This window comes from Streptomyces sp. (assembly GCF_031181705.1).
Taxonomy (GTDB): domain Bacteria; phylum Actinomycetota; class Actinomycetes; order Streptomycetales; family Streptomycetaceae; genus Streptomyces.
In genome coordinates this window covers 1-19,263 of the sequence record NZ_JAPSKN010000020.1, presented here as the reverse complement: position 1 = coordinate 19,263, position 19,263 = coordinate 1, and the positions used below count along the sequence as shown (strand labels likewise).

The 19,263-nt window shown below is 75.7% G+C and carries 8 protein-coding genes; all 8 read right to left on the bottom strand.

Going from position 1 to position 19,263, the window contains the following annotated elements:
• Positions 1–16: 16 nt before the first annotated feature.
• Complete coding sequence (locus tag RIN80_RS06810; RefSeq protein ID WP_309094585.1) at positions 17–7,969, bottom strand: non-ribosomal peptide synthetase; 7,953 nt, start codon at positions 7,967–7,969, stop codon at positions 17–19.
• Positions 7,966–12,531 carry a non-ribosomal peptide synthetase gene (locus RIN80_RS06805; protein ID WP_309094584.1) on the bottom strand — a complete coding sequence of 1,522 codons (4,566 nt, stop codon included), beginning with the start codon at positions 12,529–12,531 and terminating at the stop codon, positions 7,966–7,968. The genes RIN80_RS06810 and RIN80_RS06805 overlap by 4 nt, the downstream gene beginning before the upstream one ends.
• Complete coding sequence (locus tag RIN80_RS06800; RefSeq protein WP_309094583.1) at positions 12,528–16,058, bottom strand: condensation domain-containing protein; 3,531 nt, start codon at positions 16,056–16,058, stop codon at positions 12,528–12,530. The genes RIN80_RS06805 and RIN80_RS06800 overlap by 4 nt, the downstream gene beginning before the upstream one ends.
• Complete coding sequence (locus tag RIN80_RS06795) at positions 16,058–16,276, bottom strand: MbtH family protein (protein WP_309094582.1); 219 nt, start codon at positions 16,274–16,276, stop codon at positions 16,058–16,060. Before RIN80_RS06795 ends, RIN80_RS06800 begins: the two co-directional genes overlap by 1 nt.
• Positions 16,277–16,279: 3 nt before the next feature.
• Complete coding sequence (panD, locus tag RIN80_RS06790; RefSeq protein WP_309094615.1) at positions 16,280–16,708, bottom strand: aspartate 1-decarboxylase; 429 nt, start codon at positions 16,706–16,708, stop codon at positions 16,280–16,282.
• A gap of 70 nt (positions 16,709–16,778) precedes the next feature.
• Positions 16,779–17,591, bottom strand: coding sequence for an alpha/beta hydrolase (locus RIN80_RS06785; RefSeq protein ID WP_309094581.1), 813 nt, complete (start codon positions 17,589–17,591; stop codon positions 16,779–16,781).
• Between the two features lie 22 nt (positions 17,592–17,613).
• On the bottom strand, positions 17,614–18,903 hold the full coding sequence (gene entS, locus RIN80_RS06780; protein WP_309094580.1) for an enterobactin transporter EntS: 1,290 nt from the start codon (positions 18,901–18,903) through the stop codon (positions 17,614–17,616).
• 8 nt (positions 18,904–18,911) lie between these two features.
• Positions 18,912–19,263: chorismate-binding protein (locus tag RIN80_RS06775; protein ID WP_309094579.1), on the bottom strand; the 352-nt coding region annotated here is incomplete at its 5' end.

Here is a 19,263-nt window from a genome sequence, read left to right as displayed (position 1 = left end):
GTTCCTCCGCTGTCCCTCAGAAGCCGTCGTTGTCGTCGAAGTCGTCGAAGTCGTCGCTGTTCCGCTCGAAGGCGTGCTCGAAGTCCTCGATGTCCTCCTGGGTCAGGGCCACCAAGGGCAGGTCCGACGGGGTGAGTCCGCCCGCCGGAGCCTCGTCGGCGTGCCGCACGAGGCCGCGCAGCGCCCGCTCCCACAGCGTCAGCAGGGCGCGGGTCGCGGAGGGGGCGAGGAAGGCCCGCGGAGCGCAGGCCGAGACGTGCAGCCGGACCCCGTCGGCCCGCTCGACGGCGACGGCGTTGATCTCCAGCCCGAACGCGGCGGGCCGGCCGGGGTCCGGCGGCACGCCGAGCACCGGCGCCTCGGGGGCGAGTTCCCAGGGCTCGGCGCCTGAGGCGGCGGTGAACCGGCCGAGGTAGTTGAAGAGAACCTGGGGATGCGGGCGTTCGGCCAGCCCGGGAGCGGTGGCGGGGTTGAGATGGCGCAGCAGGCCGTAGCCGATGCCGTGGTCCGGTACGGCGCGCAGCTGCTCCTTGATCCGCTTCAGGGCCGTGCCCGCGGCCGGGCCGCCGGACAGGGCCTCGTCGAGGTCGAGGGGGCCCGGGTCGAGGGCGACGGGGTGGAGGGTGGTGAACCAGCCCACCGTGGTCGACAGGTCGACGCCCTCGGCGAGTTCCTCCTCACGCCCGTGGCCTTCGAGTCCGACGAGGAGCGAGCGGCCGGCGAGGTCGCCGCGCTCCTCGCGCCAGGCGGCCGCCGCCACCGCGAAGGCACTCAGCAGCACGTCCGGAACGGCGGCCCGGTAGGCGGCGGGCACCGTCGTCAGCAGCGGGACGGTCAGGTCCGCGGGGAGCACCAGCCCCTCCTCCCGCACGGTCGCCGCGGTGTCCCGGGCGGGGTCGAGGGCCTGGTCCAGCAGGGGCCGTCCGCGTTCCAGCGTGTCGGTCCACCAGGGCAGTTCGCGCGTCCGCCGCGGCGTGCGGGCCTGCTCGGCCAGGACGCCGCTCCAGCGGCGGAACGAGGTGCCCCTTTGCCGCCGGGGCGTGGCTGTCCCGGACCGCAGGGCCTGCCAGGCGTCGGCCAGTTCGGCGGTGATGATCCGCCAGGACACACCGTCCACGACGAGATGGTGCGCGACCAGGAGCAGGCGGTCCGTGCCGAGCAGCACCGCCTGGAGCATCCGTCCGGCACGGGGGTCCAGCCGGGCCGCCGCCCTCTCCGACTGCTCCTGCGGGTCGGTGTCCGGTACGCGGGTCAGCAGGTCGCTCGCGCGCACGGTGCCCTCGGCGGGGACCGTGAGGTGGCTGCCGTCGTGCGCCAGCCGGGCGCGGAGCATGTCGTGCCGGTCCAGGAGGGTCTGCAGGACTGCGGTGGCGTCGTCGTCGGTCAGGCCGCCGGGCGTCACCAGGAGGACGGCCTGGGCGAGGCCGCCGTAGGAGCCGTCGGGGCCGGCCGCCCACCGCATGACCGGGGTGAGCCCGACGTCGCCCAGCGGGTCGTCGGCGGGTGCCCCCGCCGTGGCCGGGTGCCCGGTGTCCCCGGCGGCCGCGGCCAGTCCGGCCGGGGTGGGCGACTGGAAGACCTGCCGGGGGCTGAGGGCCAGGCCGGCCTTGCGGGCGAGGGTCACCAGCCGGATGGAGACGATGCTGTCGCCGCCCAGCTGGAAGAAGTCGTCGTCGACGCCGACCTGTTCGAGGCCGAGGACGGTGGCGAACAGGGCGCTGAGCCGCCGTTCGCGTGCGTTCGCGGGTTCCCGGGAGGTGCCGGTGGCGGCGGACTCGGGGGCGGGCAGACCGGCCCGGTTCACCTTGCCGGAGGGCAGCAGCGGGAAGGCGTCCAGGACGGTGAGGGTGCGCGGCACCATGTGCTCGGGCAGCCGCTCGCGGAGCCAGTCGCGCAGTGCGGGCAGGACGCCGGGGGCGGCCAGGCAGTATCCGGCGAGCTGTGTGACGCCGGGGGCGTCCTCGCGGACGACCACCACGCCGCGCCGGACCCCCGGGTGCTGCTCGAGGACCGCCTCGATCTCCTCCAGCTCCACACGCATGCCGCGGATCTTCACCTGGTGGTCGGCGCGGCCGAGGAACTCCAGGGTGCCGTCGCGCTGCCGGCGGACCAGGTCGCCGGTGCGGTAGAGGCGTTCGCCGGGCGGGCCGAACGGGTCGGCGACGAAGTGGCCGGCGGTGCGGCGCGGGTCGTTGACGTAGCCCCGGCCGAGGTAGACGCCGCCCGCGTACAACTCGCCCGGCACGCCCACCGGGACGGGCCGCAGCCGTTCGTCCAGGACGTACAGGCGGGTGTTGGAGTTGGGCCGGCCGATGGAGACGGCGCTGCGGACGGCGCCGGTGCGGTACACGACGTGGCTGACGCCGATGGTGGCCTCGGCCGGGCCGTAACCGTGGTACATCACCGCCGAACTGGCCTCGCGGAAGCGGGCGAACAGTTCGGGGGTGAGCACCTCGCCGCCGCACCACACGTGTCTCAGCGAGGCGGCGCGGCGGGCGAAGCCGTCCAGTTCGAGGAGCAGGTCGAGCATCGAGGAGACCAGGTAGGTGAAGGTCACCCGGTGCCGCTCGACGGTGTCGAGGAGGTAGTCGGTGTCCCGTTCGCCGCCGGGTTCGGCGATCACCACGCGCCCGCCGTTGACGAGCGGGAGGAAGATCTCGTTGATGGAGATGTCGAAGCCGAGCGGCGCCTTGAACAGGGCCGCGTCGCCGGTGCCGAACCCCAGCAGCCCGCGCTGCCACAGCAGCCGGTGCGCGATGGCCCGGTGCCGGATCATGGCGCCCTTGGGGACACCGGTCGAGCCGGAGGTGTAGATGACGTAGGCGAGGCCCTCGGGGTCGACGGGGACGCCGGGGTGGTGGGCCGTGGGTCCGTCGAGGGTGACCTCGACGACGGGCGGCGCGGCCGGCCCGAGCGTGTCCCGCCCGAGGACGCCGTCGTCGCCGGGCCGGCCCAGGACGGCGGTCAGGGCCGCGCCCCGGCACACCTCGGCGATGCGGCGGGCCGGCCAGGACGGCTCCAGCGGCACGAAGGCACCGCCCGCCTTCAGCACGGCGAGCAGCCCGACGGCCATCTCCACGGAACGTTCCAGGTGGACGCCGACGCGGCACTCGGGTCCCACGCCCAGGGCGACGAGCCGCCGCGCCAGGCCGCCCGCCAGGGCGTCGAGTTCGGCGTAGGTGAGGGCGGGGCCGCCGGGGACGCCGTACTCGACGGCCACCAGGTGCGGGGTCCGGGCGACCTGCTCCTCCACCAGTGCGGTGAGGGTGGTGGCCGGCATGGGGCGGGCGGTGTCGTTCCACTCCCTCAGCAGCAGGTGCCTCTCGCGCGGGGTGAGGACGTCGGCCGCGCCCACCGGGCGGTCCGGGTGCCGGGCCAGTTCGCCGGCCAGGCGGACGAACCGCTCGGTCATCACCCGCGCGGTGTCCGGGTCGTACAGGTCCTCGCTGTAGACCAGGGAGCCGTCGATGCCGCCGGCGTCGGCCCGCTCGGACACGTGGAAGGCCAGGTCGGTCTTGGCGGTGTGGAAGGGGACGCGCCGCTCGGTCAGGGTGAGTCCGGCGAAGTCCCGGACGGCGGGCGGGGCCTGCTGGTGGGCGAGCATGACCTGGAACAGCGGGTGGCGGCCCGTGGAGCGGGTGGGTCCGAGCGCGTCCACCAGCCGTTCGAAGGGCAGGTCCTGGTGGGCGTAGGCGTCCACGTCGGCCTCGCGCACCCGGGTGAGCAGGGCGCGGAACGCCGGGTCGCCGGAGACGTCGGTGCGCAGCACGAGGGTGTTGACGAACAGGCCGACCAGGTCGTCCAGGGCGGGGTCGGCGCGGCCGGCGACCGGGGTGCCGAGCGGGATGTCGTCCCCGGCGCCCAGCCGGGCGAGCAGGACGGCCAGGGCGGCCTGGAGGGCCATGAAGACGGTGCCGCCGGCCTCGGCGGACAGGTCGCGCAGCGCCCGGTGGGTCGCGGCGTCGAGGGTGAAGTCGACGGCGCCGGCCCGGTGTCCGGGCACGGCCGGGCGCGGCCGGTCGACGGGCAGCTGGAGTTCCTCGGGGAGCCCTTCCAGGCGCTGCGACCAGGAGTGGACCTCACGGGCGGTGTACGCCTCGTCGAGCAGGTCGCGCTGCCACAGGGTGTGGTCGGCGTACTGCACGGCGAGCGGCGGCCAGGCGGGGTGCGCGCCGTCGCGGCGTGCGGCGTAGGCGGTCTCCAGGTCGCGCAGCAGCGGCTCGGCCGACCAGCCGTCGGTGGCGATGTGGTGGACGAGCAGGAGCAGCACGTGGTCGTCGGGGGCGAGGGCCACCAGGGTGGCGCGGACGGGGATCTCGCGGTCGAGGGCGAAGGAGTGGGCGGCGGCCCGGGCGAGCAGCGCGTCGACGTCGGCGGCGGGGGCGGTCACCACGTCGATGGGCACGGCCGCGTCCGTGCGGATCTCCTGCCGGGGCACGCCGTCGTCGTCGGGGAAGACGGTGCGCAGGGCCTCGTGGCGGTCCACGACGTCCTGGAGCGCCGCCCGCAGGGCCGCCGGGTCGAGCGGGCCGCGGAGCCGGACGGCGGTGGGGATGTTGTAGGTGGGGGTCGGCCCTTCCAGCCGGTACAGGAACCACAGCCGGGACTGGGCGAAGGACAGCGGCAGCGGGTCGGGGCGCCGGGCGGCGGGGCGCAGGGCGGGCCGCCGCTGGGCGGGCGCGTCCAGCAGGTGCGCCAGGCCGGCCGGGGTGGGGGTGTCGAAGACGGCCCGCAGCGGCAGGTCGACGCCGTGCTCGGCGCGGACGCGGGCGACGAGGCGGGTGGCGAGCAGGGAGTGGCCGCCGAGGGCGAAGAACGCGTCGTGGACACCGACCGAGGGCAGCCCGAGCAGCTCGGCGAAGAGGCGGCACAGGGTCGCCTCGGCCTGGGTGCGGGGCGCGGTGGCGGTGGTGAGCGCCGACAGGTCGGGGCCGGGCAGGGCGGCGCGGTCGAGTTTGCCGTTGGGTGTCAGCGGCAGGGCGTCCAGCAGGACGACCGCGGAGGGCACCTGGTGGTCCGGCAGGGTGCGGGCGAGGTCCCGCCGGACCCCCAGCGGTTCCGGGCGGGAGCCGGGCCCGGGGACGGCGTAGGCGACCAGGCGGGGTTCGCCGTGGGCGTCCCGGCGTACGGTGACCGCGGCCTGGGACACCCCGGGCAGGGAGGCCAGGGCGGCCTCCGTCTCGCCGGGCTCGACCCGGAAGCCGCGGATCTTCACCTGGTCGTCGGCCCGGCCGAGGAACTCCAGGGCGCCGTGGGCGGTCCAGCGGACCACGTCGCCGGTGCGGTAGAGGCGGCTGCCGGGCGGGCCGTAGGGGTCGGCGACGAAGCGCGCGGCGGTCAGGGCGGGGCGGGCGAGGTAGCCCCGGGCGAGCTGGGTCCCGGCGAGGTACAGCTCGCCCGCCACGCCGGGCGGCACCGGGCGCAGGGCGGCGTCCAGGACGAGGGTGCGGGTGTTCCACACCGGGCGCCCGATGGGCACGGAGCCGGAGGCGGAGCGTGTGCCGTCGGCGCAGGACCAGGCGGTGACGTCGACCGCCGCCTCGGTCGGGCCGTAGAGGTTGTGCAGGTCGGTGCCGGGCAGCAGGCGGGCGCAGCGCTCGGCGAGGTCCGCCGGCAGGGCCTCGCCGCTGCACACGATCCGGCGCAGCACGCCGCGGGCGTGCGCGGCGGCGGGGTCGTCGAGGAAGACCCGCAGCATCGACGGGACGAAGTGGGCGGTGGTGACCCGCTGTTCGCGGATCAGGGTGGCGAGGTGGGCGGGGTCGCGGTGGCCGTCGGGGCGGGCGAGGACCAGCGCCGCCCCGGTGACCAGCGGCCAGAAGAACTCCCAGACGGAGACGTCGAAGCCCGCCGGGGTCTTCTGCAGCACCCGGTCCTCGGGGCCGAGACGGTAGGTGTCCTGCATCCACAGCAGCCGGTTGACGATCGCGGCGTGCGGGACGACGACGCCCTTGGGGCGGCCGGTGGATCCGGAGGTGAAGATGACGTACGCGGGGTGGCCGGGCCGCAGCGGCGCGAGCCGTTCCGCGTCGGTGACGGGGGCCGGGGCGTGCGTGGCCAGGCGCTCGCGCACGCTCGGCTCGTCGAGCAGGAGCGTGGGTACCGCGCAGGCCGGGACCCGGTCGGCGGTGCCGCTCGACGTCAGCACGAGGGCCGGGGCGGCGTCCTCGATCATCACGGTGAGGCGTTCGGCGGGGTACCCGGTGTCCAGCGGGACGTAGGCGGCGCCCGCCTGGAGGACGGCGAGGAGCGCCACGACCAGGTCGGGTCCCCGGTCGAGGGCCACGGCGACGCGGTGTTCCGGGCCGGCGCCATGGGCGATCAGCAGACGGGCCAGGCGGTTGGCGCGGGCGTGGAGGGCGGCGTGGCCGAGGGTGCCGTCCTCGTGGGTGAGCGCCGGCGCGTCGGGGGTGCGTGCGGCCTGCTCGGTGAGCAGGGCGGCCAGGGTGGTGCCGGGGACGGGCCGGGCGGTGGCGTTCCACTCCCCCAGCACCTGCTGTTCCTCCGTGGCGGGCATCAACGGCAACCGGGAGACGGGCAGTTCGGGGTCGGCCAGGCCGGCGGCGAGGAGCGTCTCCAGCCGGTGCAGCAGCCGGTCGACGGTCTCCGGGGTGAACAGGGCGCTGCGGTAGGTGGCCTCGATGCGCAGCTGTCCGCCGGTGAGGAAGGCCTCCAGGGACAGATCGAACTGGGTGGTGCCGTTGTGGACGGTCTCCCACTCGGCGCTCACCCCGGGCAGCCGCGGACCCTGGAGGCCCTGGGTGAGGAAGAGCAGCATGACGTCGAACCAGACGGCCCGGCCCGGGTGCCGCTCCGGGCGCAGCCGCTCCACCAGCAGGTCGAACGGCATGTCCTGGTGGGCGTACGCCTCGGTGCACAACGCGCGGACCCGTTCGACGAGTTCGCCGGTTCCGGGGTCGCCGTCGAGGTCGGCGCGCAGGGCCAGGGTGTTGCCGAAGTTGCCGATGAGCTGGTCGAGTCCGGGCAGGTCGCGGTTCATCACGGCCGAGCCGACGGGGATGTCGGTGGCTCCGGTGAGGCGGTGGAGCAGGGCGGCGAGGCCCGCGAGCAGCACCATGAACGGGGTGGCGCCGGCCGTTCGGGCGAAGGCGGTGAGCCGTTCGGTGACCTCGGGCGCGAAGGTGTGGAAGCGGCGGTCGCCGTGCGCGGTGGGCCGGGGCGTGCGGGGCGCGTCGGTGGGCAGGTCCAGGGGGCGGGGCGGCGGGAGCAGGGTGGTGCGCCAGTGTTCGAGGTGGCCGGAGAGCCGTTCGTCGGTGAAGGCGGTGCGCTGCCAGAGGGCGAAGTCGGCGTACTGGGCCGGGAGTTCGGCCAGCCCGTCGTCCTCGCCCCGCAGTGCGGCCCGGTAGAGGGCGCTCAGGTCGCGGGACAGGGCGTTGAAGGTGCCGCCGTCCCAGGCGATGTGGTGCACCGTCAGCACGAGGGTGTGGTCGTGGTCGTCCCGCCGGACGAGCACGGCCCGCAGGGGGTGGTCGGCGGTGAGGTCGAAGGGGGTCGCGGAGGCGGCGCGGGCGAGGTCGGCCGCCTGCCGGTCCCGCTCCTCGGCGGGCAGCCCGTGCAGGTCCGCCGTGCCGAAGCGCAACTCTGCCGTGGTGTCGACGACTTGGTGGGGTGTTCCGTCGTCGGCCGCGGGATACCGGGTGCGCAGCACCTCGTGCCGGGCGAGCAGGCCGGCCAGGGCGGTGCGCAGTGCGTGGGCGTCGAGCGGGCCGCGCAGCCGGATGGCCAGGCAGACGTTGTAGGCGGGGCAGGCCGGGTCGAGCTGCTGGAGCAGCCACATCCGCGACTGTGCGTACGACAGGGGCAGCGGGCTCGTGTCCCGGGGCCGGGGCGGGATCCGCTCGGCCTGGACGGGGGTGCCGGCCAGGCCGGCGTTCTCGAGTCTGCGGCGCAGCAGTTCCCGCTTGCGGGCCGCGAGGTCTCCGGGCGGGGCCGCCTGGGTGTCGGTCACTGGTCTCCGCCTTTCAGCAGCCGTTCGAGGGAAGCGGTCCACAGCGCGCCGAGCCGCTCGGTCTGCGCCCGGTTGAGGAGGCGTTCCGGCCAGTGCCAGCAGGCCGTGAGGACCGGGCCGCCGGCGTCCGTGCCGTCGCTGATCAGCGCGTCGAGGACCAGCGGGTGGCGGACCGGTGTGGCGGGGTCGGCCCGTCCGCCCACGGCGCCCGTCTCGGGGGCGCCGGTGAACGCGGTGTCCCCGGTCTGCTCGCCGAGGGTCATCCGGCCCAGGTAGTTGACCTGGATGCGGGGTTCCGGGAGCCCGGCGAGGAGCGGGGCGGTGTCCGGGTTGAGGTGGCGCAGCAGGCCGTGGCCGATGCCCTGGTCGGGCGCGGCGGCCACCTGCTCGCGCACGCGCCGGAGCTGGTCGGCGGGGGGCGCGTCACCGGGGTCGAGGCGGACGGGGAAGACGGTGGTGAACCGGCCGAGAGTGCCCGACAGGTCGGCGCCCGGCAGCAGGTGCTCCTCGCGGCCGTGTCCCTCCAGGGCGACGAGGACGGACTCGTCCGGGGCGGGGCGGCCGAGTTCGCGCCGCCAGACCGGGACGGCCAGGGCCAGTGCCGTCAGCAGGACGTCCCGCACGGGGTGGGCGAGGAGGCGTGCGGTGAGGTCCGGGCCGAGGGTCGTCTCGTGGCGGCGCACGGTGGCCAGGGTGTCCCGGGCGGGGTCGAGCGCGGCGGCGCCCAGCTCCGGTTCGGGCCTGCCCGACACACCTGTCCAGTGGGCGAGTTCGGCCGTGCGGCGTGGCGAGACCGCCTCGGCGCGCAGGGCCCGGGCCCATTCCCGGAAGGACGTGCCGGGCGCCGGCAGGGGGGTGCCGTGCCAGGCCGCGGCGAGGTCGGCGGTGAGGACGCCCCAGGAGGCGGCGTCGGCCGCCAGGTGGTGCAGGACGGCCAGCAGGCGTCCTTCGCGGTCCGGTCCGGTGTCGAACCACAGGAACCGGGCCACCGCCCCGGCGGCGGGGTCGAGTTCGGCGGCGAGTTCCTCGACGGCGCCGGGCACGCGGGCGCCGATCGTGGCGTGGTCCAGCCGGGCGGCGTCGGTGCGCCGTACGCAGTCCGGGGCGCGGACGGTGCCCGGCGGGGCGGTGCGCAGGCGCCAGGTGCCTCGCTCGTCGGGCGCGAGGGTGGCGCGCAGCAGGTCGTGCCGGTCCAGGACGGTCTGGACGGTGCGATGCAGGCGGTCGAGGTCCATGCCGGGCGGGGTGCGCAGGAAGCGGGCCTGGGCGAGGGCGTCCAAGGGGGCGTTCTGTGCGACGAGCGAGACGAGTGCCGGGGTCAGCGGGACGTCGCCGACGCCGGCGTCCGGGTCCGCTGCCGGGCGCCGGGCGGTGCCGGCGGTCGCCGCGAGTCCCGCGACGGTCGGGTGTTCGAACACGTCGCGCGGGGAGAGCGCGAGACCGGCGGCGCGGGCCCGGCCGACCAGCCGCATGGAGACGATGCTGTCGCCGCCGAGTGTGAAGAAGTTGTCGTGCACGCCCACCGAGTCCGCTCCGAGGACCTGCGCGAAGAGTTCGGCGAGCTGTTTCTCGGCCGCGGTGCGCGGCGGTTGCGCGGTGGGCCCGGCGGTGCGGGACGGGGCCGGGAGCGCGGCGGTGTCGAGCTTGCCGTTGAGGGTGAGGGGGAACGCGTCGACCGGGACGAACGCCGACGGCACCATGTAGTCGGGCAGGACGGCGGCGGCCGCGAGGCGCAGCAGCTCAGCCGTCTCCCCGGCGGGCGGGGCGGCCGGGGTCGTGACGACGTAGGCGACGAGGCGGCGTACGCCCGGGGTGTCCTCGCGGACCACGACCGCGGCGCGTGCGACGAGCGGGTGGTCGAGCAGGACCGCCTCGATCTCGCCGGGTTCGACGCGGTAGCCCCTGATCTTGACCTGGTCGTCGACGCGGCCGAGGCACTCCACCAGGCCGTCCCGGGTCCACCGGGCGATGTCCCCGGTGCGGTACATGCGGGCGCCGGGCCGGAGGGCGAACGGGTCGGCGACGAACCGGCTCGCGGTGGTCCCGGGGCGGCCCAGGTAGCCGCGGGCCAGTCCCTCGCCGGCGATGTACAGCTCGCCGTCGACGCCGGCCGGAACGGGGTTGAGGTGCCCGTCGAGGATGTACAGGGTGGCCCCGGCCACGGGCCGGCCGATGGCGGGCCGGTCGCTGAGCGCGAGGTCGCAGTCGGCGGAGTCGACGGTGCACTCGGTGGGCCCGTACAGGTTGTGCGCGGCCAGTTGGCCGGTCTCCCTGAGGGTGCGCCACAGGTCGGGCGGTACGGCCTCGCCGCCGACGCCCAGCACCTTCAGCTCGCCACGCCAGTCGCCGCCGCGCGCGACCACCTCCGCCAGCAGGGACGGGGACAGTTCGATGAACTCGATGCGGTTCCCGGCGAGGAAGGCGCGCAGCGCGTCGGGGTCGCGGCGGACGTCCTCGGGCACCAGGTGCAGTTCGTGCCCGGCGAACATCCACAGCAGGGGCTGCCAGGAGGCGTCGAAGGCCGTCGGCCAGGCGTGGCCGACGCGCAGCGGCCGACCGCCCACCGCCGCCGAGGCCGGTGCGTGCAGGGCGGCGTGGTGTGCGGCGTAGAGGTTGACGATCGCCCGCTGCGGCACGACGACGGCCTTGGGGCGGCCGGTGGAGCCGGAGGTGTGGATGACGTACGCGGGGTGCTCGGGCAGCAGCGGTCCGGCGCGGTCGGTGTCCGTGAGGTCGGTGCCGTCCGCCTCCGCGAGGCGCCGCCGGGTGCCCGGGTCGTCGAGGAGGAGGACGGGCACCTCGCCGAGGGCGGCGGGGCCGGGGGCGGTGCCGGTGGTGGCGACCAGGGCGACGGGCCGGGCGTCGGCGAGCATGCCGGCGATCCGCTCCTCGGGCCAGGCGGGGTCGAGGGGCAGATAGGCGGCGCCCGCCTTCTGGACGGCGAGCAGCGCGGTGATGGTGTCGGGCGTGGGCGGCAGGGCCAGGGCGACGATCCGCTCCGGTCCGGCGCCGGAGCCGGCCAGCACCCGGGCCAGCCGGTTGGCCTCGGTGTTGACCTCGGCGAAGGTGAGCCGCCGCCCGCCGCCTGCGACGGCCACCGCGTCCGGGGTCCGGGCGGCTTGTTCCTGGAAGACCTCCGGCAGGGTGGCGTGCGGGGCGGGCGGCCGTTCCGTCCTGCCGCGGGCGAGCAGCGCGGTGCGTTCCTCGGGGGCGAGGACGTCCAGTGCCGCCAGGGGAGTGTCGGGTGCCGCGACGACCGCGCGGACGAGCTGTTCGAAGCGTCCGGCGAGCCGCTGGACGGCCGGGCGGTCGTAGCAGTCGGGCCGGAACTCGAAGACCGCACCGAGGCGTTCCTCGGCGAGGACCGCGAGGGTCAGGGGGTAGTGGGTGGCGCCGGAGCCCTTGACGTCGCGGATCCGCAGCCCGGCCTCCGCCTCCGCGCGGGCCACCGCCGCCTGGTCGATCGGGTAGTTCTCGAAGACCAGCAGGGTGTCGAAGAGGTCGCCCGCCCCGGCGAGGCGCTGGATCTCGGTGAGCCCGAGGTACTGGTGGTCCATCAGCCGGGACTGCTCGTCCTGCAGCCGGCGCAGGTAGGCGCAGGCCTGTTCCCCCGGCGGCACGGACACCCGCACGGGCACGGTGTTGATGAACAGGCCGATCATCGACTCGGCGCCGGCGAGTTCGGCGGGCCGCCCCGCCACGGTCGCGCCGAAGACCACGTCGTCCCGGCCGGTCAGGCGTGCCAGCAGCAGGGCCCACAGGCCCTGGACGACGGTGTTGACGGTGACGCCCCGGGAGCGGGCGGTCCGCCGCAGGCCCGCGGTGAGGTCCTCGGACAGGCGCAGGGTGTGCAGTTCGGGCGGGACGGGGACGGGGCCGGCCGCCGCGGGGGCCAGCAGGGTCGGTGCCGCCCCGGCGAGCGCCCGGCGCCAGGCGTGGCCGGACGCCTCCCGGTCCCGGCTCGCCAGCCAGGCGAGGAAGTCCCGGTACGGCCGTACGGCGGGCAGCGGCGCACAGCGGCCGGGGGCGATCCGGTGGGCGTACAGCTGGAGGAGTTCGCGCAGGAGCAGCGGGATCGACCAGCCGTCCAGGAGCAGGTGGTGGTTGGTGAGGACGAGCAGACGGCGGTCCTCGCCCCGGTCGATCAGGGTCAGGCGCAGCAGCGGGGGGTCGGTCGGGTCGAAGCGGGCGGCGGCGTCGTCGGCGACGAGGCGCTCCACCTCCGTCTCGTCGGCGGCGGTGGCCTCCCGCCAGTCGACGGGGACCTCCTTGAGGACGACCTGCACCGGCTCGTCCATGTCGTCCTCGTGCAGGAAGGCGCTGCGCAGCACGGCGTGCCGGGCGACGAGCTCCTCGGCTGCGGCGCGCAGCGGCCCGGGGCGCAGCGGGCCCTCGATCTCCACGAGGGACTGCATGGTGTAGACGTCCTGGGCGGCCTCGTCGAACAGGGCGTGGAACAGCAGGCCCTGTTGCAGCGGGGACAGCGGCAGGACGTCCTCCACCGGGGACCCGTCGTCGGCCCCGGGCCCGTCCTCCGCCGCCCCGGCGGGCTCTGTGCTCATCGGCTCCTCCACCTCGCCTTGACGTTGTCGAGCTGCGACGGGCTGAGCGACACCAGCGGCGCAGCGGTCGCGGTGAACTGCTCCTGCGGTGCGGCGCCGTCCGGCCGTGCGCGGGCGAGACCTGCCGGGGTGCGGTGGGTGAAAACGTCCCGGGGGGACAGGGCGAGTCCCGCCCTGCGGGCGCGGTCGGCCAGCCGGACCGAGACGACGCTGTCGCCGCCGAGGGTGAAGAAGTCGTCGTGGACGCCCACCCGTTCGATGCCGAGGATCTCGGCGAACAGTGCGCACAGCACCTTCTCCGGCTCGGTGCGCGGCGGGTCGAAGGTGCTCGCCCGGGTGAAGTCGGGGGCGGGCAGCGCGCGGCGGTCGAGCTTGCCGCTCGGGGTGTGCGGCAGCGCCGGCAGGACCACCACGGCGGCCGGGACGCAGGGCGCGGGGAGACGCTCGGCGAGCGCGTGCCGCAGAGCGGCCGGGTCCGGTACGTCGTCGCCGTCCGGCTCGGGCTCGACGTACGCCACGAGCCGCCGCGGCGCCGTGCCGTCCTGGCGGGCCACGACCGCGGCCCGGCGCACGCCCGGCAGGGCACGGGCCACGGCCTCGACCTCTCCGGGCTCGACGCGGAAGCCGCGGATCTTGACCTGCTGGTCGGCCCGGCCCAGGAACTCGACCGTGCCGTCGGGCCGGAGCCGGGCGAGGTCGCCGGTGCGGTAGAGGCGGCTGCCGGGCGGACCGAAGGGGTCGGCGACGAACCGTTCGGCGGTACGCCCGGGCTGACCGAGGTACCCACGGGCGAGCCCGTCCCCGGCGAGGTACAACTCCCCGGCCGCGCCGACGGGCGCCGGGCGCAGGAACGGGTCCAGCACGTACACCCGGGTACCGGCGATGGGCCGCCCGAGCGGGACGGAACCGGTGGCCGGCCGGCCAGGTGACGCGACGTGGGTGACGGGCCCACCCGGCGAGACGGCGCCGACGGCCGGCCCGCCCGGCAGGGCGGTGCCGACGGCCGGCCCGCCCGGCAGGGCGGCGTCAGCACCCGGCCCGACCGGCGAAACACCCCCTCGGCCCGGGTCACCCGGCGAGACGGCGTCGGAGCGAGGCCCGCTCAGCGCCGTGGCGTCCTGGCGAGGTCCGCTCAGTGAGGCGGTGCGGGGGTCCTGGCGCGGCGGTGTCCGTGCTTCCCCGGTCGGCTGGGGTGTCGTGCCGTCCTCGGGGGTGTACACGTGGGCCAGGCTGTCGCCCGCCGCTTCCGAGCAGCCGTAGAGGTTGACGAGGCGGGAGCCGGGCCAGCGGGCGGTGAGCCGGCGGGCCAGGTCGGTGGTGAGGGGTTCGCCGCTGGAGATCCAGGTGCGCACCGAGGCGAAGCCGCCCGGCGGGGTGGACTCCACCAGGGTGCCGTGGAGGCTGGGCACCGCGGTGAGCACGGTGGCCCCGTGCCGGTCGGCCAGCGCGGCCAGCGCGGTCGGGTCGCCGGACGACGCGTCGTCGGCGAGGGCCACGGCCTCGCCCGCGACCAGCGCGCCGAGCAGTTCGGTCAGTCCGTCGATGAAGCTGATCGGGCTCTTGGCGACGCGCGCCCCGCCCGGACCGTCCGTCAGTTCCCTTCCCCAGGCGAGCCGGTTGGCCAGGGCGCGCTGGGTGCCGAGCACGCCCTTGGGGCGGCCGGTGGAGCCGGAGGTGAAGACGACGTAGGCAGGGTGGTCGGGTGACAGCGGCGGGCGCGGTGTCGCGGTGGCCCGCTCGCCGCTCTCCCCGGGATGGCAGACCGACTCGGGGTCGAGGGCGAGGCGCCGGGCCGTGTCCGGGTCGCTCACCACGAGCGGGGGCCGGGCGTCTTCGAGCATGAGGGCGATGCGCCCGGGCGGGTAGGCCGGGTCGAGGGGCATGCAGGCCGCCCCGGCCTTGAGGACGGCGAGCAGGGCGATGACGAGGTCCGCTCCGCGTGGCAGGGCGACGGCCACGATCGTCTCGGGTCCGGCGCCGCGGACGAGCAGGGAGGCGGCCAGCACGTCGGCGGCATCGTCGAGTTCGGCGAAGGTGAGGGTGGTGTCACCGTGGTGGACGGCGCAGGCGTGGGGCGTGCGGGCGGCCTGGTCCTCGAAGAGGTCGCGGACGGTGGTGTGCCGCGCGTACCGGCCGTGCGCCTCGTGTGCGGCGAAGCTCCCCTCCTGGTCGGGGCGTTCCCCCGCGGCGGCGCGCAGCGCGTCGGCCGGGGCGGTGTCGAGCCGCCCCACCAACTGGTCGGGCTCCTTTGTGAACGTCCGGACGAGCCGGTGCAGGCCGGCCGCGATGCCGGTCACCGTCGCCTCGTCGAGCGCCGTGGGGCGGTGGCTGAAGGTGAGGGTGAGCCGGTCGCCGGGCAGTGCGGTGAGGGTCAGTGGATAGTGCGTGGCGTCGTGGGCCGACACCTCGGTCATGCGGGGGCCGTCGGGGCCGAGGGCGTCGGCGATGCCGTCGTCGTCGATGGGGTAGCTCTCGAACACCAGCAGCGTGTCGAAGAGCAGGTCGTGCCCGGCGGCCCGCTGGATGCCGGCCAGGCCGAGGTGCTCGTGGCCGAGCAGGGCCGACCGCTCGGCCTGGATCCGCCGGAGCAGGCCGCTGAGCGGTTCGGCGGGGCGTAACCGCACGCGGACCGGCAGGGTGGTGATGAACAGGCCGACCATCGACTCGATGCCGGGCACGTCGGCGTCGCGGCCGGACACCGTGGCGCCGAGGACCACGTCGAGCCGGCCGGTGTGCCGGGCGAGCAGCACCGCCCACAGGCCCTGCAGCACCGTGCTGACGGTCACGCCGTGCGCGCGGGCGGTGGCGGTGAGGGCCTCGGTCTCCCGCTCGGGCAGTTCCACGACGTGCCGCCCGGGCTGTTCGGCGGGCAGGTCGCGGGCCGCGGGGGCGAGGAGGCACGGCTCGTCGAGGTCCTGGAGGGCGTCCCGCCAGGCCTGTTCGGCGGCCGCGCGGTCCTGGCGGGCCAGCCACGCGAGGTAGTCGCGGTAGGGCCGTACCGGGGGCAGGACGGCCGGGTCACCACCCGAGGTGTAGAGGCGGAACAGCTCGCGGACCAGCACGGGCGCGGACCAGCCGTCCCAGAGCAGGTGGTGGGAGGAGATCAGCAGCCGGTGGTCCTGGTCCCCGAAGGCCACCAGCCGGACGCGCAGCAGCGGCGGGCGGGCCAGGTCGAAGCGGGCCTCCCGGTCCCGGGCGAGCAGGTCCTCGAACGCCTCCTGCCGCTCGGCGGGCGGCAGGCCGGACAGGTCCGTGTGGCGCCACGGGGTGCGCACGCCGCGGGCGATCACCTGGACCGGCCGGCCGGACCGCTGGGTGCGGAAGGCGGCCCGGAGGTTGGCGTGCCGGGCCAGCAGGGCGTCCGCGGCCGCGCGCAACCGGCCCGAATCCAGGGGCCCTTCGAGCCGGATGACGAGCCGGCCGGTGTAGACGTCCGGGGCGTGCTCGTCGTACAGGGCGTGGAAGACCATGCCCTCCTGGGTCGGGGACAGGGGGAGGACGTCCTCCACGGCCGGGCGGGGCGCCATCAGTCGCCGGCTCCGCGCATGGCCTCGGCCAGGCTGCGCGGGCGCATGTCCGTCCAGTGCCGCTCGATGTGCTCCAGGCAGGCGGCCCGGGTGTCCGGGCCGTGCACGCTCTCCCAGCCGGCCGGTACGGGCGCGAAGTCGGGCCACAGCGAGTACTGGCCCTCGTCGTTGACCAGTACGCGGAAGGTGCCGCTGTCGTCGTCGAACGGGTTGGCCATGGCTCAGTTCCCCTTCTGCTGGGTGACGGCTCCCGAGTACTGCTCCGGCGCCCCGGGCACCGGCTCGGCCGGGTCCGCGCCGAGCGCGAGGATCCGGTTGGCCCTGTCGACGTGGACGACGCGGGGCCGGTGGAGGGCCCGTTCGGCCTCGTCGAGCGCGGCGAACGACATGATGATCACGAGGTGGCCGGGGTGGACGAGGTGGGCGGCGGCCCCGTTGACGCCGATGACGCCGGTGCCGCGTGCGCCGGTGATGGCGTAGGTGGTGAGCCGGGCGCCGTTGTCGATGTCGACCACGTGGACCTGCTCGCCCTCGGTGATGTCGGCGGCGTCCATCAGGTCCTGATCGATCGTCAGGGACCCTACGTAGTGCAGATCGGCCTGGGTGACGGTGGCTCGGTGGATCTTGCCGTTGAGCAAGGTGCGCTGCACCATGACCCCCTGAGGAGTAGCACTTAGGTGAGGCTAACCTAAATCAACATCGCCGTGTCCGGAAGAACGGCTACGCGGAAGAGTTCCGGAAGAACTCCAGCAGCACGCGGTTCACTTCGTCCGGGCGCTCCAGGTAGCCGTAGTGGCCGCAGCCCTTGATCTCCTGGTAGAGGGCGCCGGGAACGGCCTCGGCGACCTCGCGCCCCAGGCGCGGCGGCAGCACGACGTCGTCCGCGAAGCCGATCACCAGGCAGGGCACGTCGATCTGCCGGTAGGCCCGCAGCCGCCCCTCGGGGACCTCCAGGCCGAGCTGGGCGCGCACGCCCGGCCCGGCGGGCTCGGGGGACATCTCGAAGAGGTCCAGCCAGTCGCGCACCCGCTGTTCGTCGTCGAGGGTGGCGGGCGAGAGGTTCGCCAGCGCCCGCACCCACGCCGCGTAGGCCGGCGGCAGGGTGACCGCGCCGTCGTACAGGGCGCGTTCGGCCGCGGCCATGGCGGAGCGCAGGGCGTCGGTCCGGCCCCGGGTGGCCATCAGCACGCCCTGCCGCACCAGCCGGGGCCGGCGCAGCATCAGCTCCTGGACGACGTAGGCGCCCAGGGAGACGCCGACCAGGCGGCAGGGAGCGAGCCCCAGGTGTTCGACGAGGCCCGCGGTGTCGTCGACGAGGTCGTCCACGGTGAAGCCGCCGGGGCACTCCTCGCTCGGCGGGACGCCCCGGTTGTCGAAGGTGACCACGCGGTACCCGGCGTCGACCAGCGCCGGCACCTGGTGGAGGTGCCAGGCGCGGCCGCGGGCGCCCCGGCCCATGACCAGGACCACGGGTTCGCCCCGGCCGGTCACGTCATAGTGGATCCGGACCTTGTTGACGATCGCGCTGGGCATGGCTCTCCTCGCGGGCGCTCGGTCAGTCGGCGGCCGGTGACGGCTCGGCGGGCGCCGTCCGTCCTTCGTCGGCGGGCGGCCCCTGCAGGGTCGCCTTGCGCAGCCCCGGCAGGGCGACGGCGACCGCCGCGACACCGGCCAGGCAGACCAGTCCGCCGACGGCGGCGGCACCGGCCGCGGAGCCGAGCCCGCGCGCGACCAGACCGGCCTCCACGTTCCCGACGGAGGGTCCGGCCGTGGCCTGGGCCAGCCACAGGCTGCCGACCCGGCCCTGGAGGCGGTCGGGCGTGTAGTGCTGAAGCAGCGCCCGGCGCAGGATCTCGGAGACGGTGTCGCCGAGGCCGGCCAGCGCCAGGAAGGCCAGCGCGGTCCACAGGCCGGGGCTGAGGCCGAAGCAGGTGATCGCCACGCCCCACAGCGCGACCGCGCCGATCAGGGCCCGGCCGGTGTGGTGGATGCGGCCCGTCCAGCCGCTGGTCAGGGCCCCGAGGAAGGAGCCGACGGCGGGGGCGGTGTACAGCAGGCCCACGGTGGACGGGCCGCCGCCGAAGTGCTCGGTGCCGAGCTCCGGGAAGAGCGCGTACGGCATGGCGAAGACCACGGCGCACACGTCGATGAGCAGCAGTCCGGCCACGACCTGGTTGCCGCGCAGGAACCGCAGTCCCTCCCCCATGGCCCGCAGCGGGTGCTGCGGCTCCCCGCCCCCTTCGGGCGCGAGGCGGGGCAGCGGGGCGAGCAGGGCGAGACCGACGACGTAGATGACGGCGTCGATCGCGAAGCACAGCGCGATCCCGGGCCCGGCCGCGATCACGCCCGCGAGGGAGGGCCCGGCCATGGCGCCGAGCTGGGCGGTGAGGGTCATCAGCGCCCCGGCGGCGGCCAGTTGGCCCGGCGCCACCAGGGCCGGTGTCGCGGCCATCAGGGCCGGTCCACCCAGCCCGGCGGTGCCGCCCGCGAGGACGGCGGCCACGAACACGAACCACACCCGCGGGTCCGGCAGGGCCGCGTTCACCGCGAGACCGGTGATGACCACCGCGGTCGCGGCCCGGGTCACGAGCACGATCCGGCGCCGGTCCACGCGGTCGGCGAGCACCCCGCCGGCGACCAGCCCGACCAGCAGCGACAGCCCCAACGACAGGCTCATCAGACCCACTTGGACCGAGGAACCGGTCAGCGCGTAGACCTGGAGGCCGGCCGCGACCGAGGTGAGGTGCGTGCCCAGCATGGAGATGGCCTGGGTGGCGAACAGCAGCCGGAAGTCCCTCCCGGACCGCAGGGGTGTGACGTCGACGACGACCTCTCCCAGTCGCACCTTCGCACCTAACCCCTCAGCGACGGCGCGGCGAGCGGCGCCGGTTGCGCGGGGACGACGTAGGGGGCGACACTGCGCAGCTTCTCACAGGTCTCCTCCAGTTCCCGGGCGGGAGTCGACCCGGCGAGGATACCGGCGCCGGCCCGCAGCCAGGTCCGGCCGTCCTCCTCGAAGAGGCTGCGCAGGACGAGAGCGGCGTCGAGCGAGCCGTCGCTGCCCGCCATCAGGGCCGCACCGCTGTAGATGCCGCGTGGTTCCTTCTCCAGCCGGGCGATGCAGTCGTACGCCGGCTCCTTGGGGATCCCGGAGGCGGTCACGGCCGGGAAGACGGCGCGCAGCACGTCCCAGGCGGTGGTGTTC

What these genes read in the sequence shown, in the direction of transcription:
- RIN80_RS06805 (WP_309094584.1), bottom strand. Translation starts at nt 12,531, where the DNA reads ATGAGCACAGAGCCCGCCGGGGCGGCGGAGGACGGGCCCGGGGCCGAC.
- RIN80_RS06800 (WP_309094583.1), bottom strand. Translation starts at nt 16,058, where the DNA reads ATGGCGCCCCGCCCGGCCGTGGAGGACGTCCTCCCCCTGTCCCCGACC.
- RIN80_RS06795 (WP_309094582.1), bottom strand. Translation starts at nt 16,276, where the DNA reads ATGGCCAACCCGTTCGACGACGACAGCGGCACCTTCCGCGTACTGGTC.
- RIN80_RS06785 (WP_309094581.1), bottom strand. Translation starts at nt 17,591, where the DNA reads ATGCCCAGCGCGATCGTCAACAAGGTCCGGATCCACTATGACGTGACC.